The sequence below is a fragment of the Lamprobacter modestohalophilus genome, from assembly GCF_016583905.1.
GTDB lineage: Bacteria > Pseudomonadota > Gammaproteobacteria > Chromatiales > Chromatiaceae > Lamprobacter > Lamprobacter modestohalophilus.
In genome coordinates, this window is the sequence record NZ_NRRY01000058.1 from 1 (window position 1) to 18412 (window position 18412).

The 18412-nt window shown below is 59.7% G+C and carries 20 protein-coding genes; all 20 read right to left on the reverse strand.

Annotated features, from left to right (window positions below):
* Positions 1–31: 31 nt before the first annotated feature.
* The 20 genes from CKO42_RS22180 to CKO42_RS22280 all read right to left on the reverse strand — a co-directional run bounded on the left by CKO42_RS22180 (position 32) and on the right by CKO42_RS22280 (position 18367).
* A complete protein-coding gene (locus CKO42_RS22180) occupies positions 32–346 on the reverse strand; it encodes a hypothetical protein (RefSeq protein ID WP_200249255.1) in 315 nt (104 codons plus the stop codon).
* 25 nt (positions 347–371) lie between these two features.
* Entirely contained in the window at positions 372–1475 is a 1104-nt protein-coding gene (locus CKO42_RS22185) for a tetratricopeptide repeat protein (protein WP_200249258.1), read from the reverse strand.
* Positions 1476–1497: 22 nt separating this feature from the next.
* Positions 1498–2268, reverse strand: a complete 771-nt coding sequence (locus tag CKO42_RS22190; protein ID WP_200249260.1) for a hypothetical protein — start codon at positions 2266–2268, stop codon at positions 1498–1500.
* A 135-nt stretch (positions 2269–2403) separates the two neighbouring features.
* Positions 2404–5535: a type III restriction-modification system endonuclease gene (locus tag CKO42_RS22195; protein WP_200249261.1), complete on the reverse strand. Its 3132-nt coding sequence runs from the start codon at positions 5533–5535 to the stop codon at positions 2404–2406.
* A 141-nt stretch (positions 5536–5676) separates the two neighbouring features.
* A complete protein-coding gene (locus CKO42_RS22200) occupies positions 5677–7353 on the reverse strand; it encodes an RNA-binding domain-containing protein (protein ID WP_200249262.1) in 1677 nt (558 codons plus the stop codon).
* Positions 7354–7594: 241 nt separating this feature from the next.
* Complete coding sequence (locus tag CKO42_RS22205) at positions 7595–8017, reverse strand: PIN domain-containing protein (RefSeq protein WP_200249263.1); 423 nt, start codon at positions 8015–8017, stop codon at positions 7595–7597.
* Positions 8007–8222, reverse strand: a complete 216-nt coding sequence (locus CKO42_RS22210) for a DUF2281 domain-containing protein (RefSeq protein WP_200249264.1) — start codon at positions 8220–8222, stop codon at positions 8007–8009. The genes CKO42_RS22205 and CKO42_RS22210 overlap by 11 nt, the downstream gene beginning before the upstream one ends.
* Positions 8223–8354: 132 nt before the next feature.
* Positions 8355–10232, reverse strand: coding sequence for a site-specific DNA-methyltransferase (locus tag CKO42_RS22215; protein ID WP_200249265.1), 1878 nt, complete (start codon positions 10230–10232; stop codon positions 8355–8357).
* Between the two features lie 2 nt (positions 10233–10234).
* The gene (locus CKO42_RS22220; RefSeq protein ID WP_200249267.1) at positions 10235–10513 is read right to left on the reverse strand and encodes a hypothetical protein; all 279 of its coding nucleotides are present in this window, start codon (positions 10511–10513) and stop codon (positions 10235–10237) included.
* Entirely contained in the window at positions 10497–11249 is a 753-nt protein-coding gene (locus tag CKO42_RS22225) for a DUF4391 domain-containing protein (RefSeq protein WP_200249272.1), read from the reverse strand. The genes CKO42_RS22220 and CKO42_RS22225 overlap by 17 nt, the downstream gene beginning before the upstream one ends.
* Entirely contained in the window at positions 11246–14545 is a 3300-nt protein-coding gene (locus tag CKO42_RS22230; RefSeq protein WP_200249273.1) for a helicase-related protein, read from the reverse strand. The genes CKO42_RS22225 and CKO42_RS22230 overlap by 4 nt, the downstream gene beginning before the upstream one ends.
* A 73-nt stretch (positions 14546–14618) precedes the next feature.
* Positions 14619–15530 carry a Fic family protein gene (locus tag CKO42_RS27585; protein ID WP_242479612.1) on the reverse strand — a complete coding sequence of 304 codons (912 nt, stop codon included), beginning with the start codon at positions 15528–15530 and terminating at the stop codon, positions 14619–14621.
* Positions 15531–15642: 112 nt separating this feature from the next.
* Complete coding sequence (locus tag CKO42_RS22245; RefSeq protein ID WP_200249274.1) at positions 15643–15909, reverse strand: PIN domain-containing protein; 267 nt, start codon at positions 15907–15909, stop codon at positions 15643–15645.
* Positions 15906–16145 carry a hypothetical protein gene (locus tag CKO42_RS22250; protein ID WP_200249275.1) on the reverse strand — a complete coding sequence of 80 codons (240 nt, stop codon included), beginning with the start codon at positions 16143–16145 and terminating at the stop codon, positions 15906–15908. Before CKO42_RS22250 ends, CKO42_RS22245 begins: the two co-directional genes overlap by 4 nt.
* A 267-nt stretch (positions 16146–16412) precedes the next feature.
* A complete protein-coding gene (locus tag CKO42_RS22255; protein WP_200249276.1) occupies positions 16413–16658 on the reverse strand; it encodes a hypothetical protein in 246 nt (81 codons plus the stop codon).
* A 252-nt stretch (positions 16659–16910) separates the two neighbouring features.
* On the reverse strand, positions 16911–17150 hold the full coding sequence (locus CKO42_RS22260) for a DUF2281 domain-containing protein (protein ID WP_200249277.1): 240 nt from the start codon (positions 17148–17150) through the stop codon (positions 16911–16913).
* A 107-nt stretch (positions 17151–17257) separates the two neighbouring features.
* Positions 17258–17461 carry a UPF0175 family protein gene (locus CKO42_RS22265; protein WP_200249278.1) on the reverse strand — a complete coding sequence of 68 codons (204 nt, stop codon included), beginning with the start codon at positions 17459–17461 and terminating at the stop codon, positions 17258–17260.
* Positions 17451–17783: an MBL fold metallo-hydrolase gene (locus CKO42_RS22270; protein ID WP_200249279.1), complete on the reverse strand. Its 333-nt coding sequence runs from the start codon at positions 17781–17783 to the stop codon at positions 17451–17453. The genes CKO42_RS22265 and CKO42_RS22270 overlap by 11 nt, the downstream gene beginning before the upstream one ends.
* Entirely contained in the window at positions 17783–18007 is a 225-nt protein-coding gene (locus CKO42_RS22275) for a hypothetical protein (protein ID WP_200249280.1), read from the reverse strand. The genes CKO42_RS22270 and CKO42_RS22275 overlap by 1 nt, the downstream gene beginning before the upstream one ends.
* A gap of 6 nt (positions 18008–18013) precedes the next feature.
* Positions 18014–18367, reverse strand: a complete 354-nt coding sequence (locus CKO42_RS22280; protein ID WP_242479613.1) for a type III restriction endonuclease subunit M — start codon at positions 18365–18367, stop codon at positions 18014–18016.
* Positions 18368–18412 lie beyond the last annotated feature (45 nt).

An 18412-nucleotide genomic window follows, 5' to 3' on the forward strand; every position in this document is an offset into this window, starting at 1 on the left:
CGCGCGGATTCCATCAGGGCGCGAGGAGCGATCACGCCACCTCATCACGACGCCGGATATATGGCCGCAACGTTTCCTTCTGCTGAACAGTCAAGTGGCTCTTGCATCGCGGGGCGGACCATATATGAGGATCTTCCCAGTTCACGTCCACGGCGACGCAACTCCACTGCTGGTCGGCGCTGCCGTTCGGTCTCGTCGCATCGACGATCAGGCGGATTTCTCGGCTGACGCAAGTGGAACACAGCACACCGCCATCGCCCATCAGCATATAGACGGGGTAGCCACCCGGCCAGGCATAGCCGCGCGTAGCAAGCCGTATATCGTCCTTTTGCTTCTCTGATAGCATGAATGTTTCCCTATCGGCGTATGGATCAGGAGTCTTTCTTGCGGCGGTAGAGTGCCAATGCTGCTTCGTATTCCTGGTCGATGTCCATGCCGCTATCCAGCTGCGGATGAAGTCGCTTCACACCGACGTGCATCATGCAAACGACCTGCAGACCGGTGAACTCGCCTGGCAGCAGTTTCAGGCGGTAAGTCGTCTCCGGGTCGTTGACGTTGAGGCCACTCTGGCCGAGCGTGGCCATCTCCGTGACCAAGGGGTTGAGTTGCTGATCCGTCATGCCCGCGAAGCGTTCTAGGGCACCGAGACAATAAAAGACGGCATCATGACGCAGATCTCCCTCGGCATTGCTGCGGAATTTGAGGTTCGCAATGCTGCTTCGGAGTCTGCTCGCCTTGTCGGCGATCTCGCCATGCGGAGCGATCGACATCACCTGCCGTAGCAGCCCGTCGGCTTCGTCAGCGTGTGCTGCCGGGTCTTGATCGAGCAACGTCTGAGCCAGTGAGAGCAGGGTGATCGGATCATTGGGGCCAAGACGCGTTGCAGTCCGCAGGGTATCGAGCGCAGCGTTCGCGTCTCCCGTCATCGCTTGCAGGGTGCCCAGAGTGCGCTGCGCATAGAGGTTATGAGGCTCGAGCGCGACCGCCTTCTCCAAGGCGGGCCTGGCGGCGTCGACGTCGTTCATCCGCAACGCGGCAACGCCAAGCGCCGTCCAACTGTGGGCATGGTCCGGCGCAAGATCGGTCGCGCGCTTGAGCAGGCCGCGGGCATCATCGAGTCGCCCCTGGTCGCTATAGACCATCCCCAGGTTGTACAGCGCCATGTGATCGTTGGGGTTGGCCTGCAGTAAGGTTTCCAGCATCGGCGCAGCACGGGCGTAATCGCCGGCATTCAGCAGATCGATGATCGCCTGCTGCGGGTCGGCTGCCGTTGAAGCAGGCATCCAGGTCACACTGATGGCGCCGTCAGCGAAGTCGACAGTGACCTCGCCCGGCTGGCCCGCGTACTGCTTGCGGAAGTACTTGGTGACGTGCTTACGAAACTCGGGGGTGCCGGGCACCCGGCCCACTTTCGGCAGCAGCGTCAGATCGAAATCCTGCTCGCTGATCGTGAAGTGCTGTGGTTCATGTGACATTGCAGGACGACCTTAGGTGGATTCATTGCGGAGCCATGGGAACCCAGATGAGCCAGGTGCTGATGTCGAGCAGTTCGGCCCAACGACTGATCAGAGCGGGGTCATCGATGACCTGGTTGCTGTCCGAGGGCAATTCGGCGAGCAGCGTCAAGCCGATCCGCTCCAAGCCGGCGGCGCGATAAGCGACCGCGAGCGCAGGCCGGCGCAGCAATTCGGCCGAGGCAACCGCGACAGCGGCATTGATGGCGCGACTGGCATGCGTGATGCGCTCGGGAAACTGCTGCCGATAGGCCGGCGCAAGCACCTGCAGCACCGTTTGCAGTTGCTGCTCGAGGGACAGCGCCTGCTGAGGCCGCAGCGTTGGATGCTCGCGATAGAGCGCCTGGTCGACCAAGATGCCAACGGGGGCGGAGAGCAGTTGCACCAGCAGACCATCGAACAGGAGATCAGCCAGCTTGCTGCGTTGCGCGTCGGGGACATCCGGCAGCCGAGGTTCCAGGTCCTCAGCAACCTGCATGCGCGCATCGGCTGCGCCAGCGAGGCGCAGGCGGCGCTCAGGCGAATGACGAAAGGTTCGGATGGCGCGAGCCGCTTCGGCGGCGATGACGTAATCGAGTGCGCTCACCCCTGGCTTGTAGCGCAAGACATGGTTCGGCCGCTGCGCTGTCGCCATGCTCAGGCTTGCGAGCACGTTTAGGGAGGCATCCTCGGCAAAGGAAACCGGGAAGTGGCTCACCGCCTCGAGGTCTTGGACGATCGTCTGAGTCGCTGGAAGGAGTGCGGAGGGATTCATTTGGCTTGTCGTCGCCTAGTGTGTCTGCCATGGGGTTCGGCATGACCCGCGCTCATCTGCGGTCGACCGAGATGGGTCACTATAACGCAGCCAAGTGCCCGGCGTGGGCGGGAGAGCGAGCGAGGAGCGGCTCCCCTACTCTGCAGGGCGACCAACCACATCCAGCAACCTGGCATAGTCGGTGACGACGTCGTACTTCACCTTGTCCTTGCTGATGCGTTGGCCGATCTCGTCGAAGAACTTGCGCGCGCAGGCGATCTTGGTCTGCTCGATCGCGCGAAGCTTCATCGAGGATAGGCTGCCCTTGGTCTCGGCGACGAAGTAGATATGTCGAACGCTCCCAGCGGTGAACGAGATGGCCCAGTCCGGGTTGTAGTCGCCAACTGGTGTCGGGATCAGGAAGCCGCGTGGCAGCTTGGCGTAGACCACCACTTCCGGGCGGGTCTCCAGGTCGTTGACAAAGTCCCGCTCGACCTTGGAATCAACGATGGCGTAGTCGTAGACGTGGTTCTTGAGCTTGTCCGTGGCGCGGGAGAAGTCATGGCCGGTCTGGTTGGCGGTGAAGATGTCGACATCGTAGCGTTCGTCGACCGCGTCATAGGCCAGGCGCTCGATCACCATGGCGGCCTTCTGTTCGGTGATCAGTCGCGAGGCCTCGGCGATGAAGTGCTCGGGGTTCTGACGGAACTGCTTGAAGACCGCGGGCTCGATGCCGCCGAGGATGCTCGCAACGGTCTGCCGCACCAACCGGCTGTTCTCGGCGATCTTGCCCAAGAGGTCATAGCTCACCCGTGAGTGAACGGAATCGCCCTGCTCGGTGGCGGTTTCCATCACCTTGAAGCCGTCTCCCGCTCGCAGTTGCTCATCGGTCAGCGCGCCTTTCTGTTCGCCCTTCTGCACGATGTACTGCAGCGGCGTCACGCGCAGTTTGGTATCCAGCGCGCCGATGCACTTGTCGACCAGTTCCTTGGACTCGAAGTCCACGCGATAGACCGCCTTGCGGTTGATGCGCTGCCAGAGTTCTTTGAAGGCCTGCTTCTCGAAGTTGGCGTTGAGCGGATTGGTCTTCGGCTTGCGGCCGTCCTCGGGGGTTGGTAGTTGCTTGTCGCTGAAGACGCTATCGATCAGCTCGAAGACCTGCTCGGCATGGGGCTGCAGGTCGGCGGGCAGTTCCGCCAAGGTGCCCGCTGTCTTGGCCTGGTGATAGGCATCGGCAATGTGATCGGCCTCGTCCGTGTAATCGTTCTTGACCAGATAGCGGTAGAGCTGTTTCGCCAGCGGTGCTGTCAATGCGACCGGCCCGTCCTTGGTCTGCAGCACCTTGCCAGTGAAATAGGCTTCCGTGGCTTGCCGTGGACGCGCGGAGAGGGTCTCGACGATCTCCTGCTGCAGGCCGGCGACGAAGTCCTTGTAGCTTTCGCTGGCCACCACGGTCAGCACGTTGACCTCATGCACCAGGCTCGGGTGATCCATGCGGTCGCCCTGCTGGTCGACACTGAGCCGCAGCCCGCGTCCCACCTCTTGCCGGCGCGAGATGCTGTTGTCGCTGTGCTTGAGCATGCACATGACGAAGACGTTCGGGTTGTCCCAGCCTTCGCGCAGGGCCGAGTGGGAGAAGATGAAGCGCACCTGGCGCTTGGCGCGGTCCTCGGGGCCATCGTGCGGGCCGGGGAACGCCAGCAGGCTCTCCTTGTCCTTCAGGATCAGGTCGTAGGCATCAACGTCGTCGGAGTCGACGGAGCGGGCGCCAACCGCTGGGTCCTTGAGGCGTTTGGTCTTCTTGTCGACCGCGAAATAGCCTTGGTGGGTCTTGGCTGGGTCGATCGCGCCGAGGTACTTGCGATAAGCCTCGTTGTCGATCGCCAACTCGGACAGGTATTCATCCTTGAGCAGCGCGTATTCCTCCTCGAACACCCGCGCATACTCGCCCTTTTCGTCGGCCTGGTCGTAGTCGCGGTACTTGACCACCTCGTCGATGAAAAACAGCGACAGCACCTTGACGCCCTGGGCGAAGAGCTGCTTTTCCTTGTCCAGATGGGCCTTGATGGTCTCGCGGATCTGGATGCGGCGGATGTCGCGCTCGGAGACGTCGCCGTTGGCCTCGCCGGCCTTCAGCACCTCGCCGTTGATGAACTCGACGGTGTCGTTGTTGTAGTCGATCTGGCTGATGGTGAAGCCTTGGTATTGGTCCAGCTCGCCGGATGCGGCGAATAGGTCGTCGCGGAAATGCAGCCGGCGCAGTTGCCGCTTGATCTCGCCGGACTTGAGCTTGACCTCCAGCTCGATGCGCGCCACCGGCGCTTGCTTGGAGATGTCGATGCCTTCGAGATAGAGATAGGCGTTGGTCCCGGCCAGCCCCCGAGTCTGGATGCCGCGCACGGCGATCTTCTTCACCAACTTCTGGTTGAAGGCATCGAGCGCGTCGAGCCGATGGACGCGGTGATGCTGGGTGCGATGGGTGGCCGAGTAGCGCAGGATGAACAGCGGCTTGAACTGCGGTAGCGCCTCGAGCGTCGCCTTGCCTTCCATCTTCTGCGGCTCGTCGATGATCAGGATCGGCCGGTTCGAGGCGATGACGTCGATCGGCTTGCGCGATTGGAAGTCATCCAACTCCAGATAGATGCGGCGGTTATCGGCCCCGCGCGCGTTGAACGCCTGGATGTTGATGACCATGACGTTGATGCCGGCGTCCGAGGAGAAGCTCTCCAGCTCGTGCAGGCGCTTGGAGTGGTAGATGAAGAAGCGCGCCTTCTTGCCGTAGCCCTCGGTGAAGTGCTCGGCGGTGATCTGCAACGACTTGTAGACGCCCTCGCGGATGGCGATCGAGGGCACCATGATGATGAACTTCGACCAGCCATAACGCTGGTTCAGCTCGAAGATCGTCTTGACGTAGCAGTAGGTCTTGCCGGTGCCGGTCTCCATCTCGACGTCCAAATGGATCGGTGTCGCGGCGAAGGCCTGCTTGCGATAGGCGGACGGTGCGGGCACCCGTGCGCCCTTGTTGTTGAACGTCGTGAAGTCGGAGAGCGACGATGAGACCGGCAGGTTCTGCCGGCGCTGCACCTTCTGGATGTTCTCCAGGATCTGCGCCTCGCTCAGTGCCAGATCGGCGTTCTTGAAGCCCTCGTCAAAGGCGCTGACCTGCGCCGTCCGGCCGGGGTCGATGCGATAGGTCAGACCGGAGGTCATGGGCTGACCGGCGAAGCAGTCGACGACCGATTCGACGGCGTTGGTCTGGTAGGGCTGGACTTTGAATTTGAGCTTCATGGCTTTGCGGCTGGCATCCTCTCTTTGATCTCTCTGCGAGCTCTCTGCAAGCTCTCTGCAAGCTCTCTGCAACGACACCCCTGCAGAGAGAGGCAAGACCTTGAAATATCGAATATATCCAGCATCACTCCTTGCTGACTTCTAGTGTTCATCTCTGAGACTCTCGACAAGCTTCCAGCAAGGAGTCGTATCAGATCCCGTATTCACGATCACGCCGCGACGACGCAGTTTCGTCAGCAAGTAACTAATCTTATTGTGTTTTTCAGAATCACTTAGAGCGTCACTCAGCTTATCTAGGAGCAAAACGTTGATCTCAGCGCGATTCGCCTGACCAAAGCTGGCTAGGTAGTCAGTCAGCAGCTTGGCATAGAACGCGTCGTCTTGAGCGCGGGTATGAATGTAGTCCGCCTTGCTGGCCGTCACCTTGGCGACGCTGGCGGAGACGAAATACTTGGGCTTGCGACCCTCGATCAGCTTGGCGCGCTTTAGGCGAGTCACTGCTTCATCAGGGATCGGCAGCCGCTTCTGCACCCGGTCCAACGCCAACACATCCGCGAGCGGCAGATCGGTTTGCTGGATCAGCAGGCGGCTATAGGCCGGATCGACCATGCCGCCATGGATCGTCAGCTTGACTGCTCCGGGCTCGCTCAGATCGTAATCCGGCATCGGCAAGTAGCGCCCCGCCTGACGCACAAACATGTCATGAATGCCGTAGCCCATGGTGTCGATCATGTTCAGCTCGGCCATCGCCTGGGCCAGGAAGGGGTTGCGATAGCGTCGCGGAACGCGGTTTCCTTCCAGGTAATCATCGGGCTCACCATCGAAGAAGTTGCCGTCGTTCTCGAACAGCAGCCGGTCCGGCTGTTCGATCACCACCACGCGCGCATTGCGGCTGTAATCCTGGTGCGCGATACAGTTGTGCAAGGCCTCCAGTACCATCCGCTGGTCGTACTTGGAGACCTCGATGGGCAGCAGCTCATCCTCTGGCAGCAACCGCAACTGGATGTTGCGGATGCGCTGGTACAGCTGCGAGGTGGTCAGCAAGAAGGGCGGCGCAAAGTGTTCGTAGGCTCGCTCGATCCCTTCCAGTTTCCAGGTCATCTGCGCAGGATGGGGCGACAGATGCCAAGCCGACTCACGCTTACCGAGCAGCAACAAGGTGGCCCGAGTGAGCTGACCATGCTGGGTGACGCGCGCACGATCCAAAAAGGTCGGCAATGGCCAGGACTGCACCTCGTCGGCGTCAAAACGGTTGGCGTACTTCTGAGCAAAGGCATCCCGCGCCTTGTTCAGTGCGACTTCGTCCAGATCATCGAGGCTGGCACCGGGCACGGGTTGGGCGGACCAATCCTGCCCCAGTGTTTGCTGGCGGATCAGATCCTGCTTGTCCAAGCCCAAGGAGACAAGGCTTTCGCCCGCTCTGGCGTAGTAATGTCCCTTCCAGGCGATCGGAATGCCACGCGGCGCAGCCGGGATCTGAAACAGCAGCACGCGTCCTGCCGAGTCGTTCAACACATGGATATCACGAACGGTGACGCTGGGCTCGGTGCTTTGGGCCACCTGATACTTCAAGCCCTGCAGGCGCTCTGGCTCGACGCGGTAGTTCGTACCGACGATGGCGCGGGTCTTGTTATGCACACCAAACACCAGCCAAGCGCAGTCCAGACCGCGCAGATTCGCCTCGTTGCTCAGCGCCGAGAAGTACTCACCGATCCTGTCCGAGCTGTAATCGTTGCCGGCTTGCTTGAACTCCACGACCTCGTTCTCCCAGGTGTGGATCAAGGTTTCGAGCAAGGCTTTTAGGGCTGACTGATCCATGCCAAGACGACCTACAAGCTCTTGACTTTGGTCACCGGCGAACGCTGGCGGAAGCTCTGTTCGCCGTTGATCTTAACCGCAACCGAGACGAAGCGGTTATCGCGGAAGACCAAGATGAGTTTGGAGATCATTTGCTGACCCGCGAAGCAGTCGACGACGGACTTGAGCGTAGGCAACCGAAACAGACGGGACGATCTTCGTGTGTGCGATCATCGTGACTCCAGAGCCTGATCAGCGCCTCTTACGCGCGGTCCATGAAGGGATTGAGGATGGTCAGACTGCGATGGATGTGCCGACCATGCTGCATGTCCTCACTAAACAGCGTGGTGCAACCGGCATCGAGTGCCGCTGCAACGATCAGGCTGTCCCAGTAACTGAATGTATAGCTTACCCGTAATTCCGAGGCCAGGCTGTGTTGCCTTGCATTGGAAGGGTGAATCTCACAGTCGCGATACCAGTCCTGAATGATCTCCCGCAGCCTCGTCTCTTCGATCTTTGCCTTTTTCAACAAATTGCTGCTTGCTTCACGAATCACTTGCGAGTTGATCCAGGGGCGCTTCAGCCCAAGGATGAACTCAGCCGCGATCTCATGTCTAGGATCATCGTCTTTAGCAACCAACGCATAGAGCCAGAGATTGGTGTCGACAAAGAACTTAGCGGGCATTCGCATCCTCTCGGCTCATGGGTTGAAAATCATTGACGACTAACGGGGTGTTGACCCATTTGGCAAATGAACACTCACCAAGGGGTTTCGGTTCATCATTATCATCCTGACGCCGCTGGGCAAGAAACCGGGCAAAGTCGAGCACTTCGGCCTGTTTCTCTTGTGGTAGCCGCTCTAAGGTTTCAATCAGTTCCGCATGGATCATGGTCTTGATCTCATCTGTGAATCGATAGGTCAATCGGTTGCTGTGATCATGGATATGCTGTTTTTTGCTCCATCTGGTTTGGGCTGGCTCGCCTTGAACGCGCCAAGGATTGGCGCGATCTGGCACGCTGGATTAGAGAGACTTGACCTCGGTGACCGGCGAAAGCTGGCGGAAAATCTGTTCGACGTTGATCTTGACCGCATCCGAGACGAAGCCGTTGTCGCGGAAGACCACGCGCAGGGGCTCATGGCCGGCCAGTTCCTTGACCAGATCCTCAGTCACGCCGCGCTCGAAGCAGGCGACCAAGGCGTTGTCGTCGACGAAGAACACCGTCTTGCCCTGCAGGGTCTCGCGGCGGATGGGTAGAGTCAGGTCCACGCCCCAGTCAACCAGCACCTGGAACAGCAGGTCTTCGTCGGTGCGATCCTCCTTGACGTTGTCGACCATGTCGAGCAGGTCGGCCTGTTTGACCTCGTCGGGGCGGTAGTAGACGTCCTTCATGTTCGAGGTGTCGACCTTGAGGACGCGGAAGCCGATCGGTTGTGACGAGTCTTCGCCGTCTTGGTCTTCACGCAGGGTTGCCGCGACGTTCCGCAGCCGCATCCGGCCCATATCAAAGAGAGTTTCCAACTCCGGCTCTGGCGTTGTAAGCGGTTCGGCGATTTGCACGCCGATGAAGCGGCGGTTGCCGCCATCGATCTGGTTTTGCGCCAACACCGCATGACCGGTGGATGCGCTACCGCTGAAGAAGTCGAGGACGATAGCGTCCTCGTCCGGCTGGGTGGCAAGGAGCAGGATGCGCTGGAGCAGTTCGACGGGCTTGACTGAGTTCAGCACATTTTCGGTATGCTCGAAGGCGACGTACTTGAGGAGTGTCTTTTTGGCATCCTGGGTGTGGCCAACTTCCTTCCAGGGCCAAAAGGTTTGCGGTGTTTTTCCTTGTTTCACTTCACTTAAAAAACGTTTCAAACGTGGCATATTATTGCCGTCATCGCCCCACCAAATGCGTTTGTCGGCATCTAATGCAAGGAATTTTTCCTTGTTGAAGCGCCAATATGTGCCTACAGGCGGCCCTGTGATAACACGCCCAGATGGACACTCGACTGGATATAGGCCCGCATCGTACCTATTCCTAGCTGCGAGGTCGCTGGAAGCCCAAGGACCTCTAGGATCACCATCAGGATTCTTATAGCGGTCCTTCATTTCCTGTGTCTGGGGTAAAGCATTCGGTGCCCATTGAAGCTTATTCTTGGCAATAACCAGAATATAGTCGTGGTCTTCCGAGAACCATTTTGCTGAATTTTTTGGAGAAAAAACCTTCTGCCAAATAATAGTGGCAACGAAATTGTGCTCGCCAAAGACCTCAGAGGTTATCTGCCGCAAGGTCTGGTATTCGTTATCGTCGATCGATATGAAGAGCACGCCATCATCTCGCAGCAGGTTGCGTGCGAGCTTCAGACGTGGATAGATCATCGACAGCCAATCGGAGTGAAATCGCCCATTCGCTTCTGTGTTCGCAACCAAACGTCGACCTTCCAGATCACCTTGGCTAGATCGTTCAAAATAGTCCTCTTTACGCTCGCTATAATCGTCGTCGTAGATGAAGTCACGACCGGTATTGTAGGGCGGGTCGATATAGATCAGCTTGACCTGATTGAGATAGGTTTCCTGAATCAGCTTCAAGGCTTCCAGATTATCGCCCTCGATGAGCAGATGGCGCGCCCGGTCGAACTCAATGCTTCTTTCGCGTTGCGGACGCAAGGTCTTTGCGATCGGCGCATGAGCAGTTAGCAGCGCTTCGCGTTTACCCGGCCAGTCGAGCTGAAATCGCTCGTTAGGACCTTCAACGAGCACATCGGATAAGGCTTGGCGTAGCAGGTCGAAGTTCACTACTGAGCGGGCAATTCCTGCTTCATCCCTGGCTTCCGTGACACATTCAGGAAATAAGTCACGCAGTTTTGAAACGCGGTCCCGCGTTAGATTTGGACTGTGCATTTTCAATTTTTGCATCCTTACTCTTCTCCTCTTTCAATGACTTCATATTTCCAGTCAAAGTAGCTGTAGAGAAACTCGCCTCCACCTTCGAGATCGGTGAGCTTTGTTTTGATCCTGAATTTCGTGCCAACCGGATAATTCTTGCTGAGGCGCTTTGAGCACTCGACCCGAAGTGTCGTTAGGAGTGCTTGCCCGGGGCACGGACGGATGTGAACCTTGCCATGCAGGCCTGAAGTCCGCTCCGGCAGATAACTCTCCACTAAGACCATCTGATAGGGCTCATCGGGCTTGGCCATGCGTTTCTGCTCCCAGTTGCTCAAGGGCCAGCTTCGCCGCGCGCAGCTCGGCGTTGATCGCCACGCGCCTGTTGAATTGTCTCTCACGTGCCAAGCGCGCCTTGATCCGCTCGACTTCACGCATCTTCGCCTTGATCGCCTCGGCGCGCGCGATGCGTGCCTCCAGCGACACCGGTTCAGCGTGCGGCTGCGGATGGGCATAGCCTTGCGGCGCCTCGGCCACAGCAGACACCGCACCGGGCACCACCCCCGCTGTCTGCCTCTCGACCAGCGGACTCAGCAGCCGCTCATAGAGCGCGCCGAGATTCCTCGCCACCGGTAACGGCTCACGGGGCGCGTCCTCGGGTATCCAGTCGGCTTCAAAGTAGTCGCCGATCACCCAGCGGGTGCGGTCGGCTTCGCTTGGGCGTTTCCAGGCGGCGGCGAGTTGGATGCGGGCCGCATGGCTCAGCTCGAAGATCAGCGGAAAGGGAATCGCCTTGTCGATCGCGCGCAGCAGCTCTCGGTCGAGCAGCGCCGTCTTCTGGACGATGCGGAAGACCTGAATCTCTGCGACCGCCTCGGTCGCGGCAAGGTTGATGGTCTCCGGGGCGAGCTTGTGCGACCAGAGGATCTGCTCGACTTCGCGCACGAAGCCCTCCTTCAGCGTCCTATTGGCGCTGGCGTGCTCGTAGAGCTTCGCCTTGGGGATGACGCGGCCAAAGGCAGCAGCTTGCGGCCAGGCGTAGAGGGTCATGCGCCGTCACCTTCGATGATGAGGAAGGCGATCAGCTCGAAGTCATCCAGCCCCTGGATGGTGGTGGTCAGCGCCGTGGTGCGGCCTCCGCCGAAGAGGCTGTCGATGTCTTGCTCCTCTTTCACCTCGATCATCGAGCGGATGGCTTGGCTGAGCAGCTCGGAGTAGCGCTCCATGCGCCGGCCGTCTTGGGTGCGTTCGTTGAAGCGCCGGCACAGGGTCTGGGCCGGCTCGGACTGGCCCTTGCAACTGGCGCGGATCAGGTCGAGCAGACGCTTGACCTCGGTGTGGTCGGCGATGATCTCGCCGTCGTCGCCGATGTAGACCAGATAGTAGGGGTGCAGGCGGTTTTGCTGCTGGACGTTGACGCTGTCGTGGATGTTCTTGAGCGCGAAGATGGCCCCAGGGTGCAGGCCGAGCGGGGGCTGGGCGGGCACGATGGCGTGGAGGCCGAAGGGCAGCTGATCCAGCTCGCCATGCGCCTTGACGTACTGCAGCAGGTCCATGCGGAAGTCGTTCAGGCCCAGGTCGGTGATCGAGACGCCGGCCTTGGCGTCTTCCAGTTCGATGATCTCGTCTTGCAGTCGCTTGAGCTGGTCTTTGCGGTAGGCGATGTCGTTGCTCTTGGCCGTCAGCACGTTGTCATCGCCGGTCGCAGTGACGTCGGCGATGACCATGCGGTTCTCGACCCGCTCCTTGAGGTTGATGTACTCATCGAGGCTGATGTCGGGCCAGTAGTTGATGAGCTGGATGCGGGCGTTGGGCGAGCCGATGCGATCGATGCGCCCGAAGCGCTGGATGATGCGCACCGGGTTCCAGTGGATGTCGTAGTTGATCAGGGTGTCGCAGTCTTGCAGGTTCTGGCCCTCGGAGATGCAATCGGTGCCGATCAGGAGGTCCAGTTCGTGGGGTTCATCGGGCAGGACCAGCGCCTTCTCTTTGGAGCGGGGCGAGAACAGGGTCAGCACGGATTGGTAGTCGTAGCGGCCCTTGAGCGTGGTCTTGGGCGCGCTGGAACCGGTGACACGGCCGCTGTGCAGGCCGCGCTCGCGGTGCAGCCAGGGCGCGAGCTGGGCGAAGAGATAGTTGGCGGTGTCGGCAAAGGCCGTGAACAGCAGCACCTTACGGTTGCCGGGGTTGATCGGTTGGTCGAGCTTGGCGAGCAGGGTCTGTTTGAGATGCTGCAGCTTGCTGTCGTCCTCGGGGCCGACCTGGTCCATTGAGGCGAGCAGTTCGTCGATGAGTGCCAGATCGGCGCGCAGCTCGCGCTGCCAGGAGAGCCGGTCCATGTCGGCGAGGCGGATCTGGATCTTCTTGCCGACGGTGAAGTCACTGAGGCCACCGAGGTCGTCGTCGTCCGGGTCGAGGCCGGCGAGGTCGGTCTCGAAGCCTGTGTCGAGGCTGGCCCCGGAATCGGCCCCCCGTTGGGCACCGCTGCCGGTCTCGTAGCGCTCGATGGCCTCGAGCGTGTGACTGATCTTGCCGCTCAGGGCGCGCAGGGTGAGACGGAAGGCCTCGACCGAGCTTTCTAGGCGCTTGAGCAGGTTGGTGGTCATCAGTGCCTGGAGGCTGCGCTCGCGGTCGACTTGGCGCAGGCGGCCGCGTCCGCCCGAAGTCTGGGTGTCGTAGAGCGCCTCGTAGTGGGCGAGCCTTGAGGGCAGGATGTAGCTGACCGGGGCGTAGACGGCGAGCTTGAGCGCGGTTAGGCGCTCGAAGATCGCGTTCAGGTCCATCACATCGGGGCGCGCGGTGATCGGGCAGTGATGCGAGCGGGGTTTGAGGCGCTCGGGAAAGGGGCCGATGTCGCGGGTGTCGTAGAAGGTCTCGATGTGGCGCCGCGAGCGGGCGATGGTGACCGCGTCGAGCAGCTCGAAGAAGTCGAAGTCGAGGGTCTTGAGGATGCCGGCGGCGGTGCGTTTCTCCGGCGGCAATTGCGACCAGCTGTTGAAGGCCTTCTGGGCTTGGCGAAAGATTTCCTCGACGCTGTTGTCGCTGCGCAGGTGTTGGGAGAGGGTTTCGGATTGGCCTTCGTAGGCGAGCGCGAGCTGATTGCGCAGGTCAGTGAAGCGGTTGTTGACCGGCGTGGCGGAGAGCATCAGCACCTTGGTCTTGACGCCCTCGCGGATGACCTTGTTCATCAGCTTCTGGTAGCGGGTCTCGCGATCCTTGTAGACCTCGTTGTTGCGGAAGTTGTGCGATTCGTCGATGACGACGAGATCGTAGTTGCCCCAGTTGACGCGGTCGAGCGGGATGCCGAAGGACTCGCCGCGGGTGCGCGAGAGATCGGTATGGCAGAGGACGTCGTAATTGAAGCGGTCCTTGGCGAAGAGATTGGTCTTGAGGTTGGCGTTGAAGTTGCGCCAGTTGTCGGCGAGCTTCTTCGGGCAGAGGACCAAGACTGACTTGTTGCGCAGCTCGTAGTATTTGATGACGGCGAGCGCGGTGAAGGTCTTCCCCAGGCCGACGCTGTCGGCAAGGATGCAGCCGTTGTAGGTCTCCAGCTTGTTGATGAGGCCGGTGGCGGCATCGCGCTGGAAGTTGAACAGCTTCTGCCAGACCAGGCTGTCTTGATAGCCGGTGAGATCGTTGGGCAGCACGTCCTCGGTGATGTCGTCGAGGAACTCGCGAAAGATGTTGTAGAGCATCAGGAAGTAGATGCGCTCGGGCGCATTCTCCTGATAGACCGATTCGATGTGGCTGCAGATGGCCTCAGTGACGTCGGTCAGTTGCTCGGGGTCTCGCCAGATCTGATCGAACAGCTGCAGGTAACTGTTGGTGTGCGCGGCTTCGTCAAAGCGGTTGACGAAGTTGGAGACGGCATCGCCCTTCTGATAGCCGAGATCGGCCACGGTGAAACCGCTCAGCGGCATGTAGGCCGCGTCGCCGCGCTCGGTGCCGACGTGGGCAAAGGCCTGCATCGGCGCCTGGGTGCAGTTGGATTTGAAGCGGGCCTTGGCGCGCATCCACTCCGCGCACTCGCGGGCGATGGCGCGCTGGGTGAGCTGATTGCGCAGGTGGATCTCGAACGCGGTGCCGTAGAGGCTGGTTTCGCGGCTGAGCTTGGGGATGAAGAACTCGCGCCGTTCTTTGCGCAGGCGGTCGGTGACTTCAGCGGCGACGAAGGTGGGCGCGGTGAAGATGAACTGCAGGCTGTCGATCGTGGACAGCTCGGTCTTCAGTGCCTCGAAGGCGTACAGCGAGAAGCAGGAGGCGGCGATCTTCAGACGTGCGCCGGGCTGCAGTGTGTTCTTGAGGTCGTCGCCGAGTAGAGTGTTGGTGTTGTCTAGGAGCTTCATGCTGGGTCCTCCATGACGCTAGCCCACGAAGCGACGATTGGCGCTGGTGGTGTCGATCCTTTGCTTGGCGGTTCTAGCCATCATTCGGTAGTCCTGCGGTCGTCCTTTCTCCTGGGGCCGGAACGGCGCTATGAGCGCGGGGAGTATAACGCTCGATTATGCCTGTGGGTAATAGCTGGCGGCGATGTTCGGCGGGAGTCACGAGGCATGAGCCGAGGTCAGCGAAGCGCCGCCGAGCGTCAGCGATGGTCAGGGCGGAGCTTCCAGGGATGGACTCTTCTGTGGTCTGGTGCGTGCCGGGAGCACACTGATTGCCAGGACGGCACAGCGTTTCAGGAGGATGACGAGCCCGAATCCGGCGCGCGGCAGCTTCTCGCGAAGCCGGCGCATCTGCCGTTGCAGGGCGTTGAGGAAAAAGGTTAGCCAGGGCGTCCGGTCTGGCGCGTTGGTGCGGATGGTGCCCTGCGTGCGGCGCAAAGCCAGCTAGTAGCGCTCCTTGCTTTGCTCGATGACGCTCTCCAGCGAGCTGAAGGGGGACATAGGCATACCTAGCGCGCAGCAGGAGCAAGGTGGTCAGCACCCGGCTCAAGCGCCCGTTGCCATCCTGGAAGGGATGGATCTCTAAGACGACGACGACGAAGAGACCGATCGCGATGAGCGGATGCAGTCCTTCCTGCTGAGACTGCTCGAACCAGCCTACCAACTCGGTCATCCGCTGCGGGATCTCAAACGGGCTGGCGGTCTCGACTGGACGCTGGAGCGTCTGCAGCATGATCCATTTCGACACGCACAAGCACCCATTTCTCAACGTCCGGCATCCATTGCCCATTCTGTCGGGGTAGTACAGATTCAGAACACCACCTTCGATGTACTGAAAGGCGCGCTCGAGGGTCTGCAGCAGTTCCGGGTCTTGGGTGCGGGCGCGCTCGTGGATGCTGTTCCAGAGATAGGCGGGGTGGATGACATAGTGGACCTTGCGCCGCATCTGGGTCTCGAAGGCTGGCGTGTCGGCGGCGTTGTCGGCGTACCAGACCGAGCGCGCGGGGCGGCGGCGATAGCCCAGAGGGTTCTGCCGAGCTGGTTGAGTTGTTCTTGGGTCATGCGCCACCTCGCGCTTGTGCTTTGATCAATTTGGCAAGCTTGTCCATCCGCACCAGACCCTCGCTCACCAGTTCGGTCAGCCGCTGACTGATGGTGTCGCGCTCGACCGAATAGACCTTCTGCAGCACATAGACCACCTCGCAGGCGACCTCGATGGGTAGCGTAAACTGTTGCTGTTCGAGGATCTCGGCTGCCCGAGGGGAGAGCTCGGCATGATCCTCAAGCAAATAGCGCAGGACCACATTGGCATCGACCAGGCTCATGGCGCGTCGCTCACCGCATCCGACCAGGTCGTCTGTTCGCGAGCCATGCGCTCGGGATGCGCATACTCTTTGAGGCTTCCGCGCAGACTCTTGCGTGGCTTGGTGAAGGGGGCCGGTTCGTTGGCGGTGGCGGTGGCCAAGATGATGACCTCGACCTCCTTGCCCCAGAAGGCTTCGGGCAATTGCAGATGCAATTCACCGTGGGTGACCCGTTCAATCGTGCGGATGGCTTCCATGGATGATGTACTCACTGTGACCGAGGGTTTTGCCGAGCCTGAATTCAATTCAAGCCTTCGCGCGCCAAGGCGAGGTACTGGTCGACGGCTTGGCGCGAGTGGTGCGCCGCGCCATAGAAGCGCTGGGGGTCGAATGGCTCAGCTGATGGCTGCGCGGGTTGTGCGGATGCGGGCTCTTCTTGGGCGAGCTCTCTGCAACGACACCCATGCAGAGAGAGACAAGACACTGAAATATCGAATAAATACAGCATCACTCCTTGCTGACTTCTAGTGTTTCTCTTTGAGACTCTCGACAAGCTTCCAGCAAGGAGCGGTATCAGAGCCCGTATTCACGATCACGCCGCGACGACGCAGTTTCGTCAGCAAGCAACTAATATTATTGCGTTTTTCTGAATCACTTAGGGTGTCACTCAGCTTATCGAGGAGCAAAACGTTGATCTCCGCGCGATCCGCTTGACCAAAACTTCCAAGGTAGTTGGCCTGATAGGGCTGGACATTGAACCTGAGCTTCATACCGGATACGTCAGGTTTCCTGAAAAATCAGGGAGTGTGAACAACGATTCCGAGGTGAGTCGCAGCATCGCTCATCTCGCCATCCAGCGTACAGATGGACACCCGACGCTCGGCAATCGCGACATGCAGTGAGCGTCCACTTGCTGATCAGGGTAGAACCTGGCGCTTGCCGACTGAACCAGCCCCATGCATCCCCTGTCTTCGACTCATTGAGGAACATCGCAAGCAGCACGCTCGTATCAACATAGGTCATCAATACAGGGCCTCATGACGCAAGCGATGAACAAACTCACCCGCACTCTCTGACTGTTTCGGTTGCGAGGCAACCCAAGCTTGCAATTCAGCGCGTTGCTGCCGTGCAGCGTCGGTTGGGCTAGCGGCCGAAAGTTTAAGCTGTTTCGCTTTCAGACACTCCGCGTAGTCAAGAACCTCAGCAGCCTGTGACTCTGGGAGGCCTTTGACAGCTTCGTAGACTTTCTCGGCGATATTCATCGTAGATTCCATAACAGGTTCAACTCAGGCTAGTTAGGGACGCTGCATCAATGCCTCGAAGGCGCGATAGCTGGCGTCCGCTTCTTCCGCTGAGACATTGATGAATCTCAGGCCTTTTGTCCCAGTAGGGCCAAGAACCCCTGATAGCTCAGATCGAGCAGCTCAGCGGCCTTGCTCAAACTGATTGCGCCCACCTGGCGCTGCTCAATGATGAAATCCTCATAGAGGGTTCTACGCAGCTCGTCCTCACTTTGAAAATTGGCCGCAAGCTCATCGGGCAGTGTCAAGGTGAGAAGACGATCAAGCGGCATGGGATAGCACCTTATTCAGCTCATGCCAGAAGATCGCGGTCTGCTCGGGCTTTTGATCGAAAAAGTCCTCGAAAAACCCAGGTGCGTTCAATGCCGCAGGATAGGCATACTGCTCGCCGTCATCACCGATGTCGGTCAGCCAGTCGGTTGGCCGCTCGCTGTCGATCACATCAAACAACGCGCACGGATACACATAGGGCATGCCCAAATCGTTGAGTATCCGAAAGTCGTCGGCCTCGATCCCAATCACGAAGTAAGGTTGGTTCGCAGACAGATCTGGATACTCGGGGTGTGTCGTTTTTAGACGAACAATCATCGCCATCAGAGCCTCTTCATCTTGATCTCAAATCGTCCTAAGCCTTGATGCTCGTACCAGTGATATTCATAGGTATCGCCCTGATACTCGACATGAGGGCTGCTCTTCTTGACCCACTTCGACGCCACCCCGCCGTAGGTCGCAACAAGCCGATCCACGTCGCGGATACGCCGGCCCTTTGCGATGACACGCGAGCCCGAGATCAACGCCTTGGTCAGCGGCTCAGACATGCCGATTCAAAGCGACTTGACCTCGGTAACGGGCGAGAGCTGGCGGAAGATCTGTTTGACGTTGATCTTGACCGCATCCGAGACGAAGCCGTTGTCGCGGAAGACCACGCGCAGGGGCTCATGGCCGGCCAGCTCTTTGACCAACTCCTCAGTCACGCCGCGCTCGAAGCAGGCGACCAAGGCGTTGTCGTCGACGAAGAACACCGTCTTGCCCTGCAGAGTCTCGGGGCGGATGGGTAAAGTCAGGTCCACGCCCCAGTCGGCCAGCACCTGGAACAGCAGGTCTTCGTCGGTGCGGTCCTCCTTGACGTTGTCGAGCCGGTCGGACTGCTTGACCTCGTCGAGGCGGGTAGGAGACATCTTTGACAAGGTCGAGGTATCGATTTCCCCCAACGTCCGGCATCC

What these genes read in the sequence shown, in the direction of transcription:
- CKO42_RS22180 (WP_200249255.1), bottom strand. Translation starts at nt 346, where the DNA reads ATGCTATCAGAGAAGCAAAAGGACGATATACGGCTTGCTACGCGCGGC.
- CKO42_RS22185 (WP_200249258.1), bottom strand. Translation starts at nt 1,475, where the DNA reads ATGTCACATGAACCACAGCACTTCACGATCAGCGAGCAGGATTTCGAT.
- CKO42_RS22190 (WP_200249260.1), bottom strand. Translation starts at nt 2,268, where the DNA reads ATGAATCCCTCCGCACTCCTTCCAGCGACTCAGACGATCGTCCAAGAC.
- CKO42_RS22195 (WP_200249261.1), bottom strand. Translation starts at nt 5,535, where the DNA reads ATGAAGCTCAAATTCAAAGTCCAGCCCTACCAGACCAACGCCGTCGAA.
- CKO42_RS22200 (WP_200249262.1), bottom strand. Translation starts at nt 7,353, where the DNA reads ATGGATCAGTCAGCCCTAAAAGCCTTGCTCGAAACCTTGATCCACACC.
- CKO42_RS22205 (WP_200249263.1), bottom strand. Translation starts at nt 8,017, where the DNA reads ATGCCCGCTAAGTTCTTTGTCGACACCAATCTCTGGCTCTATGCGTTG.
- CKO42_RS22210 (WP_200249264.1), bottom strand. Translation starts at nt 8,222, where the DNA reads ATGATCCATGCGGAACTGATTGAAACCTTAGAGCGGCTACCACAAGAG.
- CKO42_RS22215 (WP_200249265.1), bottom strand. Translation starts at nt 10,232, where the DNA reads ATGCAAAAATTGAAAATGCACAGTCCAAATCTAACGCGGGACCGCGTT.
- CKO42_RS22220 (WP_200249267.1), bottom strand. Translation starts at nt 10,513, where the DNA reads ATGGCCAAGCCCGATGAGCCCTATCAGATGGTCTTAGTGGAGAGTTAT.
- CKO42_RS22225 (WP_200249272.1), bottom strand. Translation starts at nt 11,249, where the DNA reads ATGACCCTCTACGCCTGGCCGCAAGCTGCTGCCTTTGGCCGCGTCATC.
- CKO42_RS22230 (WP_200249273.1), bottom strand. Translation starts at nt 14,545, where the DNA reads ATGAAGCTCCTAGACAACACCAACACTCTACTCGGCGACGACCTCAAG.
- CKO42_RS27585 (WP_242479612.1), bottom strand. Translation starts at nt 15,530, where the DNA reads ATGCGGCGCAAGGTCCACTATGTCATCCACCCCGCCTATCTCTGGAAC.
- CKO42_RS22245 (WP_200249274.1), bottom strand. Translation starts at nt 15,909, where the DNA reads ATGAGCCTGGTCGATGCCAATGTGGTCCTGCGCTATTTGCTTGAGGAT.
- CKO42_RS22250 (WP_200249275.1), bottom strand. Translation starts at nt 16,145, where the DNA reads ATGGAAGCCATCCGCACGATTGAACGGGTCACCCACGGTGAATTGCAT.
- CKO42_RS22255 (WP_200249276.1), bottom strand. Translation starts at nt 16,658, where the DNA reads ATGAAGCTCAGGTTCAATGTCCAGCCCTATCAGGCCAACTACCTTGGA.
- CKO42_RS22260 (WP_200249277.1), bottom strand. Translation starts at nt 17,150, where the DNA reads ATGAATATCGCCGAGAAAGTCTACGAAGCTGTCAAAGGCCTCCCAGAG.
- CKO42_RS22265 (WP_200249278.1), bottom strand. Translation starts at nt 17,461, where the DNA reads ATGCCGCTTGATCGTCTTCTCACCTTGACACTGCCCGATGAGCTTGCG.
- CKO42_RS22270 (WP_200249279.1), bottom strand. Translation starts at nt 17,783, where the DNA reads ATGGCGATGATTGTTCGTCTAAAAACGACACACCCCGAGTATCCAGAT.
- CKO42_RS22275 (WP_200249280.1), bottom strand. Translation starts at nt 18,007, where the DNA reads ATGTCTGAGCCGCTGACCAAGGCGTTGATCTCGGGCTCGCGTGTCATC.
- CKO42_RS22280 (WP_242479613.1), bottom strand. Translation starts at nt 18,367, where the DNA reads ATGTCTCCTACCCGCCTCGACGAGGTCAAGCAGTCCGACCGGCTCGAC.